Annotated in this window: 17 protein-coding genes and 1 pseudogene; 1 reads left to right on the top strand and 17 read right to left on the bottom strand. The window is 54.9% G+C overall.

All coding sequences use genetic code 11. The features are described from left to right. Positions 1 to 13: 13 nt before the first annotated feature. The 13 genes from F591_RS0111675 to chvE all read right to left on the bottom strand — a co-directional run bounded on the left by F591_RS0111675 (position 14) and on the right by chvE (position 16472). Complete coding sequence (locus F591_RS0111675; RefSeq protein WP_019534785.1) at positions 14 to 1528, bottom strand: extracellular solute-binding protein; 1515 nt, start codon at positions 1526 to 1528, stop codon at positions 14 to 16. 133 nt (positions 1529 to 1661) lie between these two features. After that, on the bottom strand, positions 1662 to 2543 hold the full coding sequence (locus F591_RS0111670; protein ID WP_019534784.1) for a carbohydrate ABC transporter permease: 882 nt from the start codon (positions 2541 to 2543) through the stop codon (positions 1662 to 1664). Positions 2544 to 2564: 21 nt separating this feature from the next. Next, positions 2565 to 3488 (bottom strand): ABC transporter permease, encoded by a 924-nt coding sequence (locus F591_RS0111665; protein WP_245581029.1) that lies wholly within the window; start codon positions 3486 to 3488, stop codon positions 2565 to 2567. Between the two features lie 348 nt (positions 3489 to 3836). Next, entirely contained in the window at positions 3837 to 5372 is a 1536-nt protein-coding gene (gene garD, locus F591_RS0111660) for a galactarate dehydratase (protein ID WP_019534782.1), read from the bottom strand. A 51-nt stretch (positions 5373 to 5423) separates the two neighbouring features. Further along, the gene (locus tag F591_RS0111655) at positions 5424 to 6122 is read right to left on the bottom strand and encodes a FadR/GntR family transcriptional regulator (RefSeq protein ID WP_019534781.1); all 699 of its coding nucleotides are present in this window, start codon (positions 6120 to 6122) and stop codon (positions 5424 to 5426) included. Between the two features lie 117 nt (positions 6123 to 6239). Continuing rightward, positions 6240 to 7121 carry a 2-hydroxy-3-oxopropionate reductase gene (gene garR, locus F591_RS0111650; RefSeq protein ID WP_019534780.1) on the bottom strand — a complete coding sequence of 294 codons (882 nt, stop codon included), beginning with the start codon at positions 7119 to 7121 and terminating at the stop codon, positions 6240 to 6242. A 44-nt stretch (positions 7122 to 7165) separates the two neighbouring features. After that, positions 7166 to 8056 carry a 4-hydroxy-tetrahydrodipicolinate synthase gene (gene dapA, locus F591_RS0111645; RefSeq protein ID WP_019534779.1) on the bottom strand — a complete coding sequence of 297 codons (891 nt, stop codon included), beginning with the start codon at positions 8054 to 8056 and terminating at the stop codon, positions 7166 to 7168. Positions 8057 to 8240: 184 nt separating this feature from the next. Continuing rightward, positions 8241 to 9455 carry a response regulator transcription factor gene (locus F591_RS0111640; protein WP_019534778.1) on the bottom strand — a complete coding sequence of 405 codons (1215 nt, stop codon included), beginning with the start codon at positions 9453 to 9455 and terminating at the stop codon, positions 8241 to 8243. A gap of 70 nt (positions 9456 to 9525) precedes the next feature. Next, positions 9526 to 11382 (bottom strand): cache domain-containing sensor histidine kinase, encoded by a 1857-nt coding sequence (locus F591_RS0111635; protein ID WP_156829531.1) that lies wholly within the window; start codon positions 11380 to 11382, stop codon positions 9526 to 9528. 60 nt (positions 11383 to 11442) lie between these two features. Further along, positions 11443 to 12453, bottom strand: a complete 1011-nt coding sequence (locus F591_RS0111630; protein ID WP_019534776.1) for a substrate-binding domain-containing protein — start codon at positions 12451 to 12453, stop codon at positions 11443 to 11445. Between the two features lie 83 nt (positions 12454 to 12536). Then, a complete protein-coding gene (gene mmsB / locus F591_RS0111625; RefSeq protein ID WP_019534775.1) occupies positions 12537 to 13706 on the bottom strand; it encodes a multiple monosaccharide ABC transporter permease in 1170 nt (389 codons plus the stop codon). Then, a complete protein-coding gene (gene mmsA / locus F591_RS0111620; protein ID WP_019534774.1) occupies positions 13690 to 15240 on the bottom strand; it encodes a multiple monosaccharide ABC transporter ATP-binding protein in 1551 nt (516 codons plus the stop codon). The genes mmsB and mmsA overlap by 17 nt, the downstream gene beginning before the upstream one ends. Before the next feature lie 146 nt (positions 15241 to 15386). Next, complete coding sequence (chvE, locus tag F591_RS0111615) at positions 15387 to 16472, bottom strand: multiple monosaccharide ABC transporter substrate-binding protein (RefSeq protein ID WP_019534773.1); 1086 nt, start codon at positions 16470 to 16472, stop codon at positions 15387 to 15389. Between the two features lie 278 nt (positions 16473 to 16750). Here chvE and F591_RS30310 point away from each other — a divergent pair. Beyond that, a pseudogene (locus tag F591_RS30310) lies at positions 16751 to 17076 on the top strand (hypothetical protein); the annotation flags it as partial. A gap of 11 nt (positions 17077 to 17087) precedes the next feature. Here the strand turns inward: F591_RS30310 and F591_RS0111610 are convergent. The 4 genes from F591_RS0111610 to F591_RS0111600 all read right to left on the bottom strand — a co-directional run bounded on the left by F591_RS0111610 (position 17088) and on the right by F591_RS0111600 (position 18143). Further along, positions 17088 to 17273 carry a hypothetical protein gene (locus tag F591_RS0111610; protein ID WP_019534772.1) on the bottom strand — a complete coding sequence of 62 codons (186 nt, stop codon included), beginning with the start codon at positions 17271 to 17273 and terminating at the stop codon, positions 17088 to 17090. A gap of 118 nt (positions 17274 to 17391) precedes the next feature. After that, positions 17392 to 17565 (bottom strand): hypothetical protein, encoded by a 174-nt coding sequence (locus F591_RS31375; RefSeq protein ID WP_019534771.1) that lies wholly within the window; start codon positions 17563 to 17565, stop codon positions 17392 to 17394. Positions 17566 to 17585: 20 nt separating this feature from the next. After that, a complete protein-coding gene (locus tag F591_RS31370) occupies positions 17586 to 17912 on the bottom strand; it encodes a hypothetical protein (RefSeq protein WP_019534770.1) in 327 nt (108 codons plus the stop codon). Positions 17913 to 17936: 24 nt separating this feature from the next. Further along, a complete protein-coding gene (locus tag F591_RS0111600; protein WP_245581028.1) occupies positions 17937 to 18143 on the bottom strand; it encodes a DUF5348 domain-containing protein in 207 nt (68 codons plus the stop codon). Between the last annotated feature and the right edge of the window lie 127 nt (positions 18144 to 18270).

Raw genomic sequence — 18270 nt, 5'->3', positions numbered from 1 at the left:
GGCTCGCCGCCGCTTATTTGTTCTGCTTATTGTACGCTTCCGTCAACTCTTCCATAACTTTGTCGCCGCCGGCCTTGCGCCAGTTGGCGACTTCCGCCTCCCAGCCGGCTTCGTCGATTTTGCCCATGATATATTTGGTTTGGGCGTCGCGAATCATCGTATCCAGCTCGCTGCCTCTTTCCGTATAAGTCGGCGACAGCAGGGTGAGCGCCACATTCGGCACGACATGCTGCAGGTTCGAGGAGACGACGTCCCAGCCCTTAGCTTGCAGCTCGTTCAGCTTGAGCGGAAGTCCCTGGCCGCCCACCTCGAACGACGGCAAGCTGTCGCGGTACGGCTTCACCTCGAGATTGAACTTCGTCAGATCGGTAATTTCCGCTTTTCCGTCCTCCGTTTTGGTGAAGTGCTTGCCCTCGAAGCCCCGAGTCAGCAGCGTGGACATTTCCGGCTCCAGCAGCTTGTCGAAGAACGCGAGCAGCCGCTTCAATTCCGCCTCGGATTTCACGGACGATTTCGGGAAGACGAAGAAGCCGTTATTGCCCGGCTCGGCCGGAACGCGGCGGCCCATCGGCCCTTCGTACGGCACGACATCGACAACCGCATGGGGCACGCCCTTGACCACGTTGTTGTACGAGGTGGCCGCAGCGGACGCGACCGTATTGCGGATCGCGGTGAGGCCGGCGTTCCATTTGTTGTCGGCGTCAGCCGTTTGTACGACGGAGAAATCCTGATTGATCAGCTTCTCCGCGAACAGCCTGCGGAACAGCTTCATGACGTCCATATAAGGCTCGGTCATGAACTCCGGCGTTACCTTGCCGTCCACGATCCCCCATTTGTTCGGGGCGCCCTGCGATACGGCAAGCCGCGTCAGAAATGCGGCGCTGGAGGCCGGATCGTTATACGATTTGTCGAGGAACAGAAGATACGAATCCCTCTGCCCGTTTTTATCCGGGTCCTTCTCGGCGATGGCCTTCGCCGCCTGGTACCAGTCGTCCAGCGTCACCGGAATTTTCAGCCCCAGCTCGTCGAACCAGTCCTTGCGGTACACGATGCCCGCGCGGCCAATATCGCGGTACAGCGGCAGCCCGTACAGCTTGCCGTCGACTTTGATATTGTCGTAATGCATCGGATTGACCGCGGCCAAATTTTTGTAATCCTGCAGGTAAGGGCCGATCTCCCAAAACAGCCCGGACTGAATCGCGTTCAGCGATGTGGCGTTGTACGTAATCTTGAACGCCTTCGGCATTTCGTCAGAGGCGATCATGATGTTTTTCTTGTCTTCGAACGCAGCGGCCGGAATCCATTGAATATCGATTTTCGCATTGGTGTACTTCTCCATGGCCAGCTCGACTTCCGTATCTTTACCCGGAGCTTCCCCGACCTGCGGCGTGGCGATGGTTACTTCCAAAGGCGAATTGTCCGCCTGCGCGCCCTCCCCTTCAACCTGGTCCTTGCCGCCACAGGCAGCGAGAATGCTGGAAGCGGCGACCAGAACGCCAAGTGCGGATGCGAGATGCTTTGTTTTCATGTGCAAAACCTCCTGTGCAAGTTAAAATGTTATAAACGCCTATGACGAGCGTTTCCTTTCGTCATCGGTCGTCGCCTGCGGTATTGAAAATTCAGCTTGTAGATAAAGCTGATTTTTCAATTCTTGCAAACGGTTAACCTTTCACCGATCCGAGCATAACGCCTTTGGCGAAATACTTTTGCAGGAACGGATAGACGATGACGATCGGAATCGTCGCGACGACGATTGAAGCCATGCGGATCGTCTGCGGCAAATATTCCATCGGCTCCGCCTGCGCGGTCGAGTCGCCGATCATGTCCTGGGACAGCAGCACGATTTGCCTGAGCACGATCTGTACCGGCCATTTTTCGGAATCGTTGATGTACATGACCGCGTTGAAATAAGTGTTCCAATGGCTTACCGCATAGAAGAGCCCGAACGTCGCCATCGCCGGCATCGATAACGGCAGCACGATGCGGAACAGGATGCCGAGGTCGTGACAGCCGTCGATTTTCGCCGATTCCTCCAGCCCTTCCGGAATTTGCTGGAAGAAATTTTTGAGCACGATCAGATTGAAGGCGCTGATGGCGGTAGGAATGATCAGGGACCAATAGCTGTTGATCATGCCGAACGCCTTGACGACGAAATAGGTCGGGATCATCCCGCCGCTGAACAGCATCGTGAACAGCACCATGAACAGCACGGCGCTTCTTCCCCGCAAGTTCGGCCTGGCCAGCGGATACGCCATGAACGAGGTGAGCACCAGGTTGATCAGCGTGCCGACTACGGTAACGCCGATCGACACCATGACGCTGCGGATCATCGTTTCGGTGGAGAAGATGTACTGGTACGCGCCGAGCGTAAATTTCGTCGGGAACAGCATCAGCCCTCCTTTGGCCACCTCCTCAGGGGTCGCGAACGACACGGCCACGATATACATAAAAGGAACGATGGTGATGATGGAAATGAGAATCAGCAGCGAGTAGTTGATCACATTAAAGATGCGACTGCCGATCGATTTGTCCGCCAAAGGCATAACATGTTCAGCTCCTTCCGTCTAGTAAACGCCTTCTTCGCCCATTTTTTTGGCCAGCCGGTTCGCTCCGACGACGAGCAGGAGTCCGACCAGCGATTTGAACATGCCGACAGCCGCGCTGTAGCTGTACTGGGCTTGCGTGAGACCCTTGAGGTACACGTAAGTATCGAACACCTCGCCGACTTCCCGGTTCATGGAGTTCAGCATCAGGAAGATATGCTCGAAGCCCGTATCCAGGAAGCTGCCCAGCCGCAAAATAAACAGAATCACGATCGTGCTGCGGATGGCCGGCAGCGTAATATGCCACAGCTGGCGCCACCGTCCGGCTCCGTCCATGCGGGCCGCTTCATAGAGCTGAAGATCGACGCCCGACAAGGCGGCCAGGAATATGATCGTCCCCCAACCGGCTTCCTTCCAGATCGACTGGCTGACGATCATCGTCCGGAACCATTCCTCGCTGAGCAGGAACGGGATTTTCTCCATGCCCAGCCTGGCGATAAACTCGTTAACGACTCCCCCTTCCGTCGTAAACAGCACATAGAAGATCCCGACGGCGACTACCCATGACACAAAGTGCGGCAAATAGACGATCGTTTGCACGAACCGCTTGAACATTTCTTTGCGCACCTCGTTGAGCATCAGTGCAAGCACGATGGGCAGCGGGAAAAAGAACACCAGGTTGTACACGGCGAGCAGCAGCGTGTTGCGAAACAGCATCCAGAACTGCGGCTCCGAGAAAAAACGTTCAAAATGCTTCAGGCCGACCCAAGGGCTTTCCAAAAGGCCCAGATGAGGTTTGTAGTCCTGAAAAGCCATGACCAGACCGGCCATCGGCAAGTATTTGAAGATCACGAAATACAAGACGCCTGGCAGGAGCAGAAAATACATCCACCGGTCTCTCAAGATGTCTTTGACAAACTGCGAGCGGATGCGTCTCTTCTCCATTCCTAGCGACGCCTGGGCAGCGTATTGCTGGTCCATCCTCTAGTCCTCCCTCTCCTCAATGAAGTCTGTTTTTGCAGCGCTTACATTTCTCATCATAGATTCGGGAGACATGACAGGCAATCGTACGCGGTCAACCAAATGTAGTTTTCGGGCCGTTTTGCGCCCTGGGACCAGCGCATTTCGGGCCAATCGTACCCGCTTGCAGCCGCATCGTACTGAGTTAACCTGCCGCGAAATGCGCATGATGCCTGTGGATCCGGGGTCTGGAGACCGATCGTTGTTATCTGTGACTAAAGACCGGCTACCTCAGGGATAGCCGGTCTCGCTAGCCGCAGATTGAGCGGCGGTTTACGTAACGGGCGCCGGGTTGAACAGGCTGATCGCGTTGTGCAGCCCCCAGCGGTCGGCCCACGTCTGCTTGCGGCCGCTGGCCACATCGAGGATATAGCGGAAAATCTCCCAGCCGGTCTCCTCGATCGTCGCCTCGCCGGTGGCGATCCGTCCCGCGTTGATATCGATCAGGTCGTGCCACTGCTCGGCCAGGGCGTTGCGGGTCGATACTTTGACGACCGGCGCGATCGCCAGGCCGTAAGGGGTGCCCCGGCCTGTCGTAAACACCTGCATATTGATGCCGGAGGCGAGCTGCAGCGTGCCGCATACGAAATCGCTGGCCGGCGTGGCGGCGAAAATCAAGCCTTTTTGCGTCGCCTTTTCGCCGGGCGCGAGCACCGCCGAGATCGGGCTCGTGCCGGATTTGATAATTGAGCCGAGCGATTTTTCCACGATGTTCGATAAGCCGCCCTTTTTGTTGCCGGGCGTCGGGTTGGCGCTGCGGTCGGCCTGGCCTCTCTGCAAGTAAGCGTCGTACCATTCCATCTCGCGGATCAAGGCCCGCCCGACTTCCTCGTTCACGGCGCGCGGCGTCAGCAGATGGACGGCATCGCGCACCTCGGTTACTTCGGAGAACATCACCGTCGCGCCGGCGCGCACCAACAGGTCGGCGGCATAGCCGACCGCCGGGTTCGCCGTGATGCCGGAGAAGGCGTCGCTTCCGCCGCACTGCAGGCCGACCACGAGGCCGGAGGCGGGACAGGTGACGCGCCGGCGACGGTTCAGCCGCTCCAGCCGTTCTTCGGCCATCTCCATAATCGATTGCACCATCGGCATGAAGCCTTGGTAATCCTGCAGCGACACCGTCTTGGAAGCGCTGTCTCCATCCGGTGCGATGCGATCCGGCTGCAGCTTCTCGCAGCCCAGGCCAACGATCATCATCTCGCCGCCCAAATTCGGATTGGCCGCGATGTTCTGGATCGTGCGGATCGGGATGACGGCATCGGGCGCATGAATCGCTACGCCGCAGCCGTACGTATGGGTGATGGCCACCACATCGTCCACATTCGGATATTTGGGCAGCAGCTCCTGCTTGATCCGCTTGACCGCGTAATCGAGCACTCCGGCCACGCATTGGACGCTCGTCGTGATGCCGAGAATATTTTTGGTGCCGACGCTGCCGTCCGGATTGAGGTATCCCTCGAACGTATAGCCTTCCAGCGGCGGCTGAGGCGGCGGCACGTTCGTGGCGATCGGCAGCTCGTGCAGCAGCGGCGGCTCCGGCAGCTCGATCAGCGCATCGCTCACCCAGCTGCCCCGCTCGATATCGCGCAGCGCATAGCCGATAATCTCGCCGTATCGTACGATCGCTTCTCCCTGGGCCACATCGGCCAAGGCGACCTTATGCCCTTGCGGCACGCGCTCTTTCAGCTGCAATCCGCAAGGAAAAAGCGTGCCTTCGGGCAGGCCGCCCGTATTGACGATGATCGCAACGTTGTCTTTTTCGTGAACCTTAATGTATAAAGGAGCGTCTTGGCGGGTATTGTTCATCATAACCGGTCTCCTTGCTCGTTCGTCGCGTTTTTTCGGAAAAATCGGGTTGCCTTATTGTTCGTAATGCTTGAGCAGTTTGTCGCGCACATATTTCAAATGTCTGTACATATGCTGGAACGCATCGTAGGGATCGCGTCTCGCCAGCGCCTCGTAGATGTCGGTGTGGAATTGAACGGTGACGTCGCGCTCCCGGTAAGTGATATGGCTGTTCATCTTGTCATGGGTGATGAGCAGGGAATCGATCATGCCTTCGACGATCGGATTGTTGGCGCTCAGCGCAATGAGCCGGTGAAATTCCTTATCCACCTCGCCGTAATTGTTGTCGGTGCTGCGCGCGATCTGCTCGATCGTGCCTTTGAGCTGCCGCAGCCGGTCATCGGTGATTTTCTCCGCGGCCACGGTGACAAGCCCCAGCTCCAGCGTCATGCGCGCCTCGATGATCGCCGGCAAATTGCCGCTGGCCAGCGCCAGCATGAGCGAGAAAGGCTTGCTGCCGATCTTGCTGTTGAAGTAAGTGCCGCCGCGCGGCCTGCGCGAGATGACCTCCATCGTCTCCAGCGAGCTCAGCGCTTCCCGCAGCACCGGACGGCTGACGCCCAGCATCTCGATCAATTCCATCTCGGGCGGCAGTCTGTCCCCCGGCTTCAGCTGACCGCTCGTGAGCAGCTGAATGATTTGCTCGACCACTTGTCTGGCCAGCGTATTTCGTTTCACCGTCTCCACTTCAATGCCGCTGCGATTGTCTTCCATACGATGTCCATACTCCTTTGCGAAATGTCGTTATCTATTCATAAGAATTCATCCCCTGATCGATAGTATGAATATATGGAAAACCTCTCGTGAACGCAAGAGGTTTTCCCGGGAACGTTATCTTCTCACTTCGGTTTTGGCCAGCTTCTCATAGTAGCGGATCAGCCCGCCGTGATCGTCCTCGCCCATGCCGTCGACCTTCAGCGCCTGCATGATCTCCATCACCGCAGCGGTAAGCGGCAGCGGCACGCCCACTTCGCGGGACGTCTCCAGCACATTGGCCAAATCTTTAATGTGCAGATTGATGCGGAAGCCAGGGTCGAATTTGCGATCCATCACCAGCGGAGCTTTGGCGTCCAGCACGGTGCTGCCTGCCAGCCCCCCGCGAATCGCCTGATACACAAGCTCCGGCTCCACGCCCGCCTTGCTCGCCAGCACGAACGCTTCGGACATCGCCGCGATATGAATGGCGACCATGACCTGGTTCGCCAGCTTCGTCACATTGCCCGCGCCGATATCCCCAGTCCGCACGACCGATGCCGCCATTGCTTTCATCACGTCGTAGCATTTGTCGAAAATCTCCTGCTTGCCTCCGACCATCACGGAAAGCGTTCCTTCGATCGCCTTCGGCTCCCCGCCGCTGACCGGCGCGTCGAGCATCTCAATGCTCCGCTCCGCCAGCTTGCCGGCAATCTCCTGGCTGACCAGCGGCGCGATGGAGCTCATATCGATGACGACCGTGCCCGGCCGCGCTCCCTCGATCACGCCGTCCGCGCCGAGGATGACCTCCTTCACCTGCGGCGAGTTCGGCAGCATCGTGATGACGACGTCCGCCTTTTCTGCAAGCGCTTTCGGCGTAGCCGCAGCTTTGGCTCCAAGCGCGGTAAGCTCGGAAGCGCTTTTGCTCGATTCCAGCACGATCAGCTCGTAGCCGTGCTTCAGCAAGTTTTTGCTCATCGGTTTGCCCATAATGCCAAGTCCGATAAATCCGACGATCATACGATGATTCCTCCTTGCGGTATCGATAATGTCACAATGAATGATTACAGTTCGCCCATCTGCCGCAAAATGTCGGCAAGCTTGCCGCGGTTCGCCTCCGAGCAGGCGGTATTCGGCAAAATCGACGGCCCGACATTAAGGCCGATCAGGTTCATCGCTTCCTTGGTGACGACCGGGAAGCTGGCCAGATTGAACGCCATCCTGAGCGGAGCCAGCTTGAACTGGGCTTCACGCGCTCCGTCAAGATCTCCCGCCCGGTATTTCTCGTAAATTTCGACGACGAGCGCCGGCACGATATTCGCCGTTGAAGCGACGCAGCCTACAGCGCCGTAAACGAGCGAGCCCAAAATCATGACGTCGCGTCCGGCCATCACCTTGAAGCCCTTGTCCCGCGTCCTGCGGATATATTCCGCCGTCAACGTCAAGTCGCCGCTGCTGTCCTTGACCCCTGCGATGTTGGGGATATCGGCCAGCCGCTCCATCAAATTCGCGGATATATTGTTGCCGACGCGATCCGGATTGTTGTACAGCAGCACCGGCAGCGACGTCGCCTCCGCTACGGCGCGAAAATGCCGGTACAGCTCCTCCTCCGAAGGAGTGAGAAACATCGGCGGCAAAATCGTGATCGCCTGCACGTTCAGCGCCTCTCCCTTGCGGGCCAAAGCGACGCACTCCCTGGTCGTAATCGCGCCGATGCCCATGTACACCGGCACCCGACCGTTCACCTGCTCGACCGTGATGCGAACGGTACGCTCCTGCTGCTCATGATCCAAGCCGTAAAATTCCCCGTTGCTGCCAAGCGCCAGAATGCCATGCACGCCTCCGCCAATCACATGCTCGATGACCCTGCGCAGCCCCGCTTCGTCCACCTGTTCGTTCTCGTCGACCGGCGTGACGATCGGAGGTATGACCCCGCGAATGAAGCTTGTGTCCAACGGCTTCCCCTCCCAAGATGCTGTAATGGTTGTTATGGTCTTATTGTAAGACAATTAAATTTGACAGTCAATGGATCGGCAGCAAAAATGTTTATCTGGCAGCTTTTCTGGCAGCGCTGCCCCTCCCCAGGGCAGCCCCAGGCACACATGGCGGGCTTAAGCCCTGCCGCTGCGGAAGCGACAATTACCCCAACTCCCCCCGTCGATATTGATTCGGGGAGACGCCGATCGTCTTCTTGAACACGGTGCTGAAATAATGCTGCGTCTCATAACCGACCCGCTCGGAAATTTCATGCACCGTCAGGTCGGTTGAGGCGAGCATTTCCACCGCTTTCTTCATACGGATATCAGTCAAGAGCTGGCTGAACGAAAGGCCCAGCTCCTGCTTTAACGTCCGGCTCAAATACACGGGATTGACTTGCAGCGCATCGGCTACCAGCTCCAGGGTTAACCCTCGCTCATGGTACCGCTGCGTCACATACAGCTTGGCACGGCGCACGATTGGCGATAACCGCGTGTCTCGATAAACGTCATGCTTCGCCTCCCGGTATAACGTCGGCACATCTGCAAAGTTGCCGGAAAGCGGTTTGCAGGAAAACGTCACCGACAATTTCAAATAATCTACGATCGAGCTTGTGATCTTCGCAAACAATCGCTCGTCCAATACGCCCCAGGCGATAATGGCGATCAGGCCGCCTGATTCGCGAAAGATGACGTAGCGCGTGTTCTCCAACCATTCACTGATCATGTTTTCTATTGCAAACATGTAAAGCTGTCGGTCACTCTCTTTCGTTAACGTCCGCTCCAATGCCGGATCAGACCAGCGCAGCACTCCGATCCAATCCGGGCACTTCTTCGGCAACTGCAAAAATTCCAGCTGCTCTGCTACTTCCGCCTCACTCATCCCGCCTTCGATCCATTCCAGACAGAACCTTTCGCGCAGCAGCGGGTAGTTGCGCTGGATCTGGCGCGAGGCGATCATCAGATGTTCCCGCTCCCGCCAGGCTTGCTCCAAACCTTGGCCTACGCGTTCGAGCACTCGCCGCAGCTGTTCAGGGTTAGCCGGCTTCAACAAGTATTCATCCACATTGAGACGAATCGCCTCCTGCGCATACTGAAATTCATCATGCCCGGTGACGATGACCAGCCTGCAAGTCGGCAGCTTGTCGCGCAAGTGCTTCATTAATGTAAGGCCGTCCATGATCGACATGTTCAGATCGACCAACGCGATATTCGCCTGATGTTCGATCGCCAGCTCCAGCGCCTCTTCTCCGTCTTCCGCTTCCGCAACGACTTCCATGTTCAGCGCCGGCCAGTCGACCGCCGTACGAATTCCCTCACGAATAATCGGCTCATCGTCGGCAATCAGCACTTTCCAAATCCGGTTCACCTGCTCCACCTCCGCACATGTACTGCTTGCAGGATCTGCGTCACTGTGTCAGCCTCGTCCTTCTCTCATTCATCTGCCTTCACAACTCGTCCAATACGTCGCTGCCGCCGCTCTTGTCCAATACAGGATGAACGATCTTCACGACCGTCCCTTTGCCGTATTGACTGTCCACTTGCACGCCATATTGCTCGCCAAACGTTAGCTTCACCCTTTCTTGTACGTTGACGATGCCATACCCTGAGCCTCCCTCGCCAGATGCCTTCTTCGCCTCGTCATCCAACGCCTTCCCCGCGGCATAAAGGGCATCCGTTCCGCTAACGGAATGGAATCGTTTGCCTCGCATGTCCAGTCTCGCTTGCAGCTCGGCAAGCTTCTCGGGCCGCATGCCGATGCCGTCATCCGCCACCTCCAGGATAAGCGTCTCTCCCGCCCGATACGCTGCGATACGAATATTGCCGGGACCGCGCCGCTGCTTCAGGCCGTGGTAGATCGCATTTTCCACAATCGGCTGCAGCAAGATTTTCAATACTTCAAGATGACGTACACCGGACTCAATATCCATCGTATAATTGAGCTTGTCGCGATACCTCGTCTTCTGAATCGTCAAATAGCTGCGAATGTGCTCGATCTCTTCCAGCAAAGGAATTCGTTCATTGCCTTTGCTGAGCCCGATGCGAAAAAGCCGCGACAACGATTCCACGACTTCCGCCACATCATCCGCATCTTTCTTGCGCGCCAACCAATGAATCGTATCCAGCGTATTATACAGGAAGTGCGGTTTAATATGCGCCTGCAGACTTCTCAGCTCGGCCTCCCGCTTCTGCTTCGCCTGCACTTCCGTCAGCTCCAGCAGCCGCCTGAGCTGCACAATCATCTTGTTGAAGCTCTTGCCAAGCTTGCCGATTTCATCCTGTCTGTTACTCGTATGCCGAACCGTAAGATCTCCCGATTCCGCTTTGTGCATGAACGTTTGCAGCTGCTGCAACGGCCGAGAGATCGAATGCGACACATACAGCGAAGCGGTGATTCCCATCATACAAGTCGCGAATACGAAACTGACGACATAAAATTGGATTTGCCGCACTTCCGCCGCCGACTCGTTCGTCGGAAAGACGCCGACGGTCGTCCAGTTCGTAAACGGGGATTTCAGATATATAAATTGCAGCGAGCGGCCGTTCACTTCCTTGGAAAATGTCCCCGATGACTGCTCCCCGATCCATTCCAGAGGAAACGTATCGATCATCGGATGGACCGGCGTATAGATATTGTCGCCTTTATGGTCGATGACCATCAAATAGCCGGTCTTGCCAAGCCGCACATCCTTCGCTGTCTCGGCAATGACGCGCAGCTTCAGGTCGACGAGTATGACGCCTTTCATCTCTTGCGTGTGCGGATCAAGGATCGCCCGAGCGACAGAGATGACTTCGTCAGGTCGATAATTCGTATGTGTCGTCACATTGCGAGCGGCCGGATGGCCGATGAGCGTGAAGATCCCCCGGCTGTCCACCGCTTGCTTGAACCAGATTTCCTCCGTAAGCGGCTCTGCTGTGCGCGCATACATGTCCTTGCTCATATAGCGGCCGTGTCTGTCAGCGACAAGAATGCCCGCGACTTCCGGATACAGCGTCGTGAACCCTTGCAAAAAACGCGATACCGTATATTTCTCCTCTGAATTCAGTTCCTTGCCGCCGCCTGAAAGAAACGCCTGGACGAGCGGATCAAAGGATATGAAGTAAGTGATATTTTGCATGTTGCTGACAACATGCTCGAGCGAAGTGTTGACTTTGCCGATTAATTGCAGCGTATGGTCGTTGACCTGGTTGTCTATAATACGCTTCACTGTAAAGCTGACCAGCACCCCGAGCAGCAACGAGGGCACGATGCTGATCAGCATAAAATGCGTAATGAGCTTATAACGGATCGGCAAATTATTCATCTCCAACCATCCGCGCAGCCTCATGCCGCATCACCGCCGACTTCCTGCACCATCTGCGCTCTACTTCGCATAATAATCATCCACATTCGCTCTGGTTACGACCGTCACTCCGGTGTCGACGTTCGGCGGCAGCATCCGCTGCTTGCCCGCTGCTCCGGCACTTTCCGGAGCGAGCTCGTGATGCAGGTGAAATAAAAACTGCAGCGACCAATAGCCCATGTTCCACGTTCCTTGCGCCAACGTCGCGGATATAATGCCGTCCTTGATCATATCTAACGTGCCTTTGTCTGTATCGAAGCTGATGATCTTGACTTGTCCGAGCCGCTCCTGTTGCACGATCGCCTCGCCGACCCCGACGCCGCCGACCGCTTCCGTAACGAAGATGCCGCGTAAATCCGGATGGTCGCGCATGACTTCCCGAGCGGCTTCTCTGGAAACGACGACATCCCCTTTGCCGTCCTTGATCTCCAGCACCTGCATCTTCGGATATTCGCGGCGAATCGTCTCTTGAAATCCGTTTACCCGCTCCTGATGGTTCAATTGGTTCGGCAATGTAATGACCGCTACTTTCCCGGCATTTCCGAGCAGTCTGGCAAATTCATGCGCTGCCGTCGCACCCGCATTATAATTATCCGTTCCCAGAAAGGAATACGCCTTGCTGTCCTCGGCGCCGGAATCAAACAGGACAACCGGAATTCCTGCCTCCACCGCCTTGTTGATCGAGGCCGTCAGAGCCGTCGGTTCCATGGCGGACAAGGCAATTCCCGCAGGCTTTCTGGCGATGACCTGCTCGAGCACAGTCATCTGCTCCTGAACGTCATACTCCGTCGAGCCCCGGTAATCCACCGATACTCCGAGCGCTTCCGCAGCATCCTCGAACCCTTTCAGCACCGGCTTCCAATAGTCGATACCGGATTGAAACGTCACCATCACATACTGCTCGCCGATATCTCCCCGCAATCCGCCGTCGACATTATGCCACGAATCAAGCTGGGAAGGGCGAAAGAACGAGGCGATAATAATAAGAAACGCGAGTATAAATACGCCATACAGCAGCACCAGCTTCTTCATCCGGAATCCCCCTGTTCCTGAATGCGTTTTCTTTTATTGTATATGGCTGGTGCTGAAAGGCAACAGCTATTCTTCGTTAATCCTTAGGCATGGCTGCGATTTTTAATATAAAAGTCGAAGGCGACGGCAAGCAGGAGCACCAAACCCTTGATCGCTTGCTGCCAGTCAATGCTGATGCCGATAAGCGACATGCCGTTGTTCATCACGCCCATGACGAGGCCGCCGATCATGGCGCCGATGACCGTGCCGACGCCGCCAGTCGCAGAAGCGCCGCCGATGAAGCACGCAGCGATCGCATCAAGCTCGAACAAGGTGCCGGCCTTCGGGGTTGCGGCGCTTAGCCGCGAGGCAAAGATGAGTCCGGCGAGTGCGGACAATACCCCCATGTTGACGAACACCATGAAGGTGACGCGCTTTGTCTTAATCCCCGACAAGGAAGCCGCTCGCACATTGCCGCCAGTGGCATAAATATGCCGGCCGATGACCGTGCGATTCGTCACGAACGTATACAACGCGATCAGCATCGCCAAGATGATAAGAATATTCGGAATGCCTTCGTACAGCGCCAGGATGAACATAAAGCCATTCAGCACAGCGGCCGTCAACACAAGCTTTAAGGCAAACCAAATAGCCGGCAGACGCTGCGCCTGATATTTATTCTGCAAGCGGCGGAGCCGCAATTCATTCCATACGAAGATAAGGGACAGCACGATTCCGACGATAACGGTCGTCAGCTTGAGACTGCCGGCCGATCCGGCGATGTCGGGGATGAATCCGGCGCTGATGGCAAGAAAAGCGCTCGGAAACGAGGAGATCGACTGCCCTTCCAGCACGACCATCGTCAGCCCTCTGAACAACAGCATGCCCGCCAAGGTGACGATAAACGAGGGAATGCCGACATAAGCAATCCAAAACCCTTGCCATGCGCCGATCAACGCGCCGAGCAGCAAGCTGATCAAGATTGCCGCCCATACCGGCATTTGCATATGCACCATCATGATCGCCGCAACCGCACCGATGACAGCCGCGATCGAGCCGACGGACAGGTCGATATGTCCGGTAATGATGACGAGCACCATGCCGATGGCCAGCACCAGAATATAGCTGTTTTGTAAAATCAGGTTCGTCATGTTGAGCGGCTGCATCAGAATGCCGTCCGACAAAATGTGAAACAACAACATGATCAGCACAAGGGCGATGATCATTCCGTATTGGCGAATATTCGCCTTGAATAAACTAGCCAGCATATTCATGTTCGCTGCCCCCTGTTTTCGTCATATATTTCATGAGCGTCTCCTGATCGGCTTCCTCCCGGGTCAGTTCCCCGGTAATGCGCCCTGCGCTCATCGCATAGATACGATCGCAAATTCCGAGAATTTCCGGAAGCTCCGAAGAAATGACGAGGATGCCTTTGCCCTCCTGCGCCAACTGTTGGATAATCGTATAAATCTCATATTTGGCGCCAACATCAATGCCCCGCGTCGGTTCATCAAGAATAAGCACGTCCGGTTCGGCAAAAATCCACTTGCTCAGCACGACCTTCTGCTGATTGCCGCCGCTTAAGTTCCCCGTTTTCTGGTGAATGTTCGGCGTCTTAATCCTCATCTTCTCCCGGAACGATTCCGCGCATTGCACTTCTGCCTGATCTTGGATGACCGAATACCGGGATATCTTGCCTAAACTGGACAGCGAGATGTTCCGTTTAATGTCATCGATGAGGATCAGTCCGTACTGCTTCCGGTCCTCCGTCACATAGGCAATGCCGTGCCTGATGGCGCTGCTTACGTCGCTGAGCTCGATTTCTTTGCCTTCTTTCAGCAGTCGGCCGCTGATTCGTTTCCCGTATGATTTGCCGAACAGGCTCATCGCCAGCTCTGTCCGTCCGGCGCCCATCAGACCGGCGATCCCAACGATTTCTCCTTTGCGAATCGTCAAGTTCACATGATGAATAATTTGGCGATCCGGCTGCAGCGGATGGTAGACGTTCCAATCCTGTACCTCCAGCAGAGTCTCTCCGATCATCGGTTCACGCACCGGATAACGGTTCGTAAGGTCGCGCCCGACCATCCCCCGGATGATGCGCTCCTCCGTTACTTCATCCCGCTTCACATCCAATGTTTCAATCGTCTGGCCATCGCGCAGCACAGTGATCGAATCGGAAATTTGCATCACTTCGTTCAGCTTGTGCGAGATCAGAATGGCGGACAGGCCTTGCTTCTTCAGTTCCAGGAGCAGCTGCAGCAAATTTTTGCTGTCGTCTTCGTTCAGCGCGGCGGTCGGTTCATCCAGGATGAGCAATTCGACTCTTTTGGCGAGCGCTTTCGCAATCTCTACAAGCTGCTGCTTCCCGACCCCGATATTCATGACGAGCGTCTCAGGCGATTCCTCGAGTCCGACGCGATTCATCAGCGCCTTGGCCTCCAGCGTTGTCTTATGCCAATTCATCATGCCTCTAACCGCTTGTTCATTGCCAAGAAAAATATTTTCCGCGATTGACATATACGGAATAAGCGCCAACTCTTGGTGAATGATGACAATGCCCAATTGTTCGCTGTGTTTAATATCTTTCATTTCGCATACGTTTCCTTTGTAGCGAATTTCTCCCGTATACGTGCCATGCGGATATACTCCGCTCAATACTTTCATCAGCGTGGATTTGCCCGCGCCGTTCTCGCCTACCAGCGCATGAATCTCTCCTTTTTTCACTTGAAAATTGACATTTTGCAGCGCTTTGACGCCAGGAAATGTCTTGGTAATGTCCCGCATTTCAAGCAATATGTCCGTCATCGATTCCAGCCCCCTCTTCCTTCGCTTTCCAGGCTTTGTGGTCATCGTTCGTGATCTTCGGGGTAAAAGAGCGGCGGCGCTTCGCCGCCGGTTCAGACCGTGACGAGAATTGCCGCCGCTTAAGCTTTAGCCGAAGTTTCGACTTCTCATTGGGACGCCAAATCTTTTTCCGAATAGTAGCCGCTGCCGATCAATACGGACTTATAATTTGAAATATCGACTGAAACCGGCTCCAGCAAGTATGAAGGGACTACCTTCACGCCATTGTCATACGTTTTCGTATCATTCACTTCCGCCTCTTCGCCTTTCAATACCGCATCGGCCATCTCCACTGCCTTTTTCGCCAGCTCGCGGGTATCTTTGAATACCGTTTGCGTTTGTTCCCCGGCGATGATCGATTTCACGGAAGCAAGCTCCGCATCCTGACCGGTAATGATCGGCAGCGGTTTGCTGTCCGAGCCGTATCCGACCCCTTTCAAGGAAGCCAGAATGCCGATGCTGATGCCGTCATACGGAGACAATACCGCATCCACCCGTTCGGTCGTATAATGGGCGCTGAGCAAATTGTCCATGCGCTTCTGCGCTTCCGCGCCGTCCCAGCGAAGGGTTGCCGCTTGATCAAAGGCGGTCTGTCCGCTCTTGACGACCAGCTTGCCGCTGTCAATGTAAGGCTGCAGGACACTCATCGCGCCGTTGAAGAAGAAGTAGGCGTTGTTGTCGTCTGGCGAACCAGCGAACAATTCGATGTGGAATGGTCCCGCGCCGTCCTTTAGGCCAAGCTTATCTTCAATATAAGAAGCTTGCAGCACGCCGACCTTGAAGTTGTCGAAGGTTGCATAATAACTGACATGCTCCGAATTGCGAATTAAGCGGTCGTAAGAAATGACCGGTATGCCAGCGCTGGCCGCTTTTTTCAGCACGTTCGTCAGCGATTCGCCGTCGATTGAGGCGATGACGAGCACGTCCACGCCCTTCGTAATCATGTTCTCGATCTGCGAAACTTGTGTTTCTACGACATCCTCCGCATACTGCAGATCTGTTCGGTAGCCGAGGGCTTTAAATTCCTGCACCATGTTGTTGCCGTCCGCCACCCATCGTTCCGACGATTTGGTCGGCATCGCGATGCCGACAAACTTCCCTTCGCCCGCCGCTCCACCGCCGCCGCCAGCACTGCACGCCGCCAGCGCAAGCACCATAATGCTCATCAACAAAGCAAACCCCAGCTTCTTCATACACATCCCCCTCATTGGCGAATAGTCCTTCAGACTGCCGGCCAACCCGGCCGAAGCCTGGTAGTTTGAGTATAAGAAAGACTTCCGAGGGATGTCTTTGCGTTTAACTTACATTTTTTATACTTCGTTAACTTTTTCCATCGTTCATTGGCGGCTTCAGACACAGTCGAAGCGGCCAGCACAAAAAAAGGCATTTCCGCCCATGAAAGCCAGCGTCCCGCTGCCCTTTCACGATAGGAAATGCCTTTCCAGAGCAAAGATTTCCTTATCCGGATCTCGAGCGATTACTCTCACACAAGGGGATTCTCTCCGCCATCGATCCGGATGCACGTTTCGGCTGGAAGAGTAGTTCGAAATCGTTCTTTAGCTACAAAGAACATATCACCTGTCGCGCCCTTACAACCCGATTGTCCACGAAGGGGGCGAACGTCAAGAAGGGTTCGAATATAACAAGGATGCCGATTTCGTTGTATGTCCGGCTGGAGAACGAAGCAGACGGAAGGCGATTCAAGGCAGCAAGACCAGCGGAGAGAGTCGTTCGCTTGTCTATTACTTTGACGTCGAGAAATGCAAAAACTTTCCGCTGCGCGAAGGATGCTACAAACTAATCGCATTTCAGTTACTCGCATTTGCTTCTTGCTGTGCCTTTACTTCCCTGAATGCTTCAAACTCTTCACGTAGTCCTGCTGCATTGATGTAGTCTATATAGTCGTCTAGTAGGTAAGCGTTTCGTAACAACATATCGTTTGCCGCACTTAGTTCTTCCCATAGGAACTTTTCATACTCTGTCATTTCGTTCATCTTTGTTATGCCCCTCCTGTAACCGTCAAAATTGGTTTGTCTCGTATTTTCTGTTTCAGGAGCAAGTAAATTACGGTATGAGCCTCCCGCAACGTATACTTGCCCCCGTCTCGTTGGTTTACACGTATTCTTGCGTTAGCTCCTTTGCCTTACGTTCCCAATATCGTCGCTCGTACTCTTTTTGCTTCTCTTTGTTTTCAGGTTTTTGCCGCCATCTGCGCCGATACTCTCGCTCATACTGTCTTCTATATTCCCGACGTGCTTCCAATGCTTCCGGACTTAATTTCACCATAATGTTCATCCCTCCTTGGGTTACACTTTTCCTGTAGCTCTGTTGAGCGTTTCCTGTACTGAGTCTTGAATGGTAGCTACCAACTCTTCTGTAGAGCCGATTCCCTCGATTTCAATTTCGTCATCCACGATTTCAATTACGATTTCGTCGTCACCAAAGAACTTCTCTGTTGCACTCGTAACAAGTCCTTTACTCTTGGCGAGTTGTAGAGCTTCTGGATTTGCCGGTACCGGAACAGCAGATAGTGTTACTGCCAACCCATATTGGCCGGAATATGACAGTGTTAGGTGTCCAAGGTTTTCCAGAAATCGTGTCCTTGGTGAAGAGATAAGAGGGAAAGTCAGCACGGATGACTTTCCCTCTGCTTGTCGTTAGACAAACCGGACTTGGTAAATCTCTTTACTCCTCAAGTTGAATCGCGCTTCTCTCATGATGACATACCAATTCCGGTCAAGCTCAAGCCGGCACCGAATACCGCGATCACCAACGCGTATCTCAAAGCATTCGCCACAATGCACCGCGTAGGTGCCTCCTGCCTTCCGGACGGTCCAGCAGTCCGCCTCCCGATCGTAGATCATCGTTACCCAAGGTCCTTTCATGACAGTTCACCCTGAATGACACGCTTGACCATATGATCGTCGATGATCCGATGTTTGTTCTGCGCCCCATAAATCAGGGCGTGTGTGCAGACCTTGTTAATGAGCC

This window comes from Paenibacillus ginsengihumi DSM 21568 (genome assembly GCF_000380965.1).
Lineage (GTDB): Bacteria > Bacillota > Bacilli > Paenibacillales > NBRC-103111 > Paenibacillus_G > Paenibacillus_G ginsengihumi.
This window is presented reverse-complemented; position numbering and strand designations above follow the sequence as displayed.

Coding starts and splice junctions, on each gene's coding strand:
- F591_RS0111675 (WP_019534785.1), bottom strand. CDS start 1,528: ATGAAAACAAAGCATCTCGCATCCGCACTTGGCGTTCTGGTCGCCGCT.
- F591_RS0111670 (WP_019534784.1), bottom strand. CDS start 2,543: ATGCCTTTGGCGGACAAATCGATCGGCAGTCGCATCTTTAATGTGATC.
- F591_RS0111665 (WP_245581029.1), bottom strand. CDS start 3,488: ATGGAGAAGAGACGCATCCGCTCGCAGTTTGTCAAAGACATCTTGAGA.
- garD (WP_019534782.1), bottom strand. CDS start 5,372: ATGATGAACAATACCCGCCAAGACGCTCCTTTATACATTAAGGTTCAC.
- F591_RS0111655 (WP_019534781.1), bottom strand. CDS start 6,122: ATGGAAGACAATCGCAGCGGCATTGAAGTGGAGACGGTGAAACGAAAT.
- garR (WP_019534780.1), bottom strand. CDS start 7,121: ATGATCGTCGGATTTATCGGACTTGGCATTATGGGCAAACCGATGAGC.
- F591_RS0111635 (WP_156829531.1), bottom strand. CDS start 11,382: ATGAATAATTTGCCGATCCGTTATAAGCTCATTACGCATTTTATGCTG.
- F591_RS0111630 (WP_019534776.1), bottom strand. CDS start 12,453: ATGAAGAAGCTGGTGCTGCTGTATGGCGTATTTATACTCGCGTTTCTT.
- mmsB (WP_019534775.1), bottom strand. CDS start 13,706: ATGAATATGCTGGCTAGTTTATTCAAGGCGAATATTCGCCAATACGGA.
- mmsA (WP_019534774.1), bottom strand. CDS start 15,240: ATGACGGACATATTGCTTGAAATGCGGGACATTACCAAGACATTTCCT.
- chvE (WP_019534773.1), bottom strand. CDS start 16,472: ATGAAGAAGCTGGGGTTTGCTTTGTTGATGAGCATTATGGTGCTTGCG.
- F591_RS0111610 (WP_019534772.1), bottom strand. CDS start 17,273: ATGAACGAAATGACAGAGTATGAAAAGTTCCTATGGGAAGAACTAAGT.
- F591_RS31375 (WP_019534771.1), bottom strand. CDS start 17,565: ATGGTGAAATTAAGTCCGGAAGCATTGGAAGCACGTCGGGAATATAGA.
- F591_RS0111600 (WP_245581028.1), bottom strand. CDS start 18,143: ATGATCTACGATCGGGAGGCGGACTGCTGGACCGTCCGGAAGGCAGGA.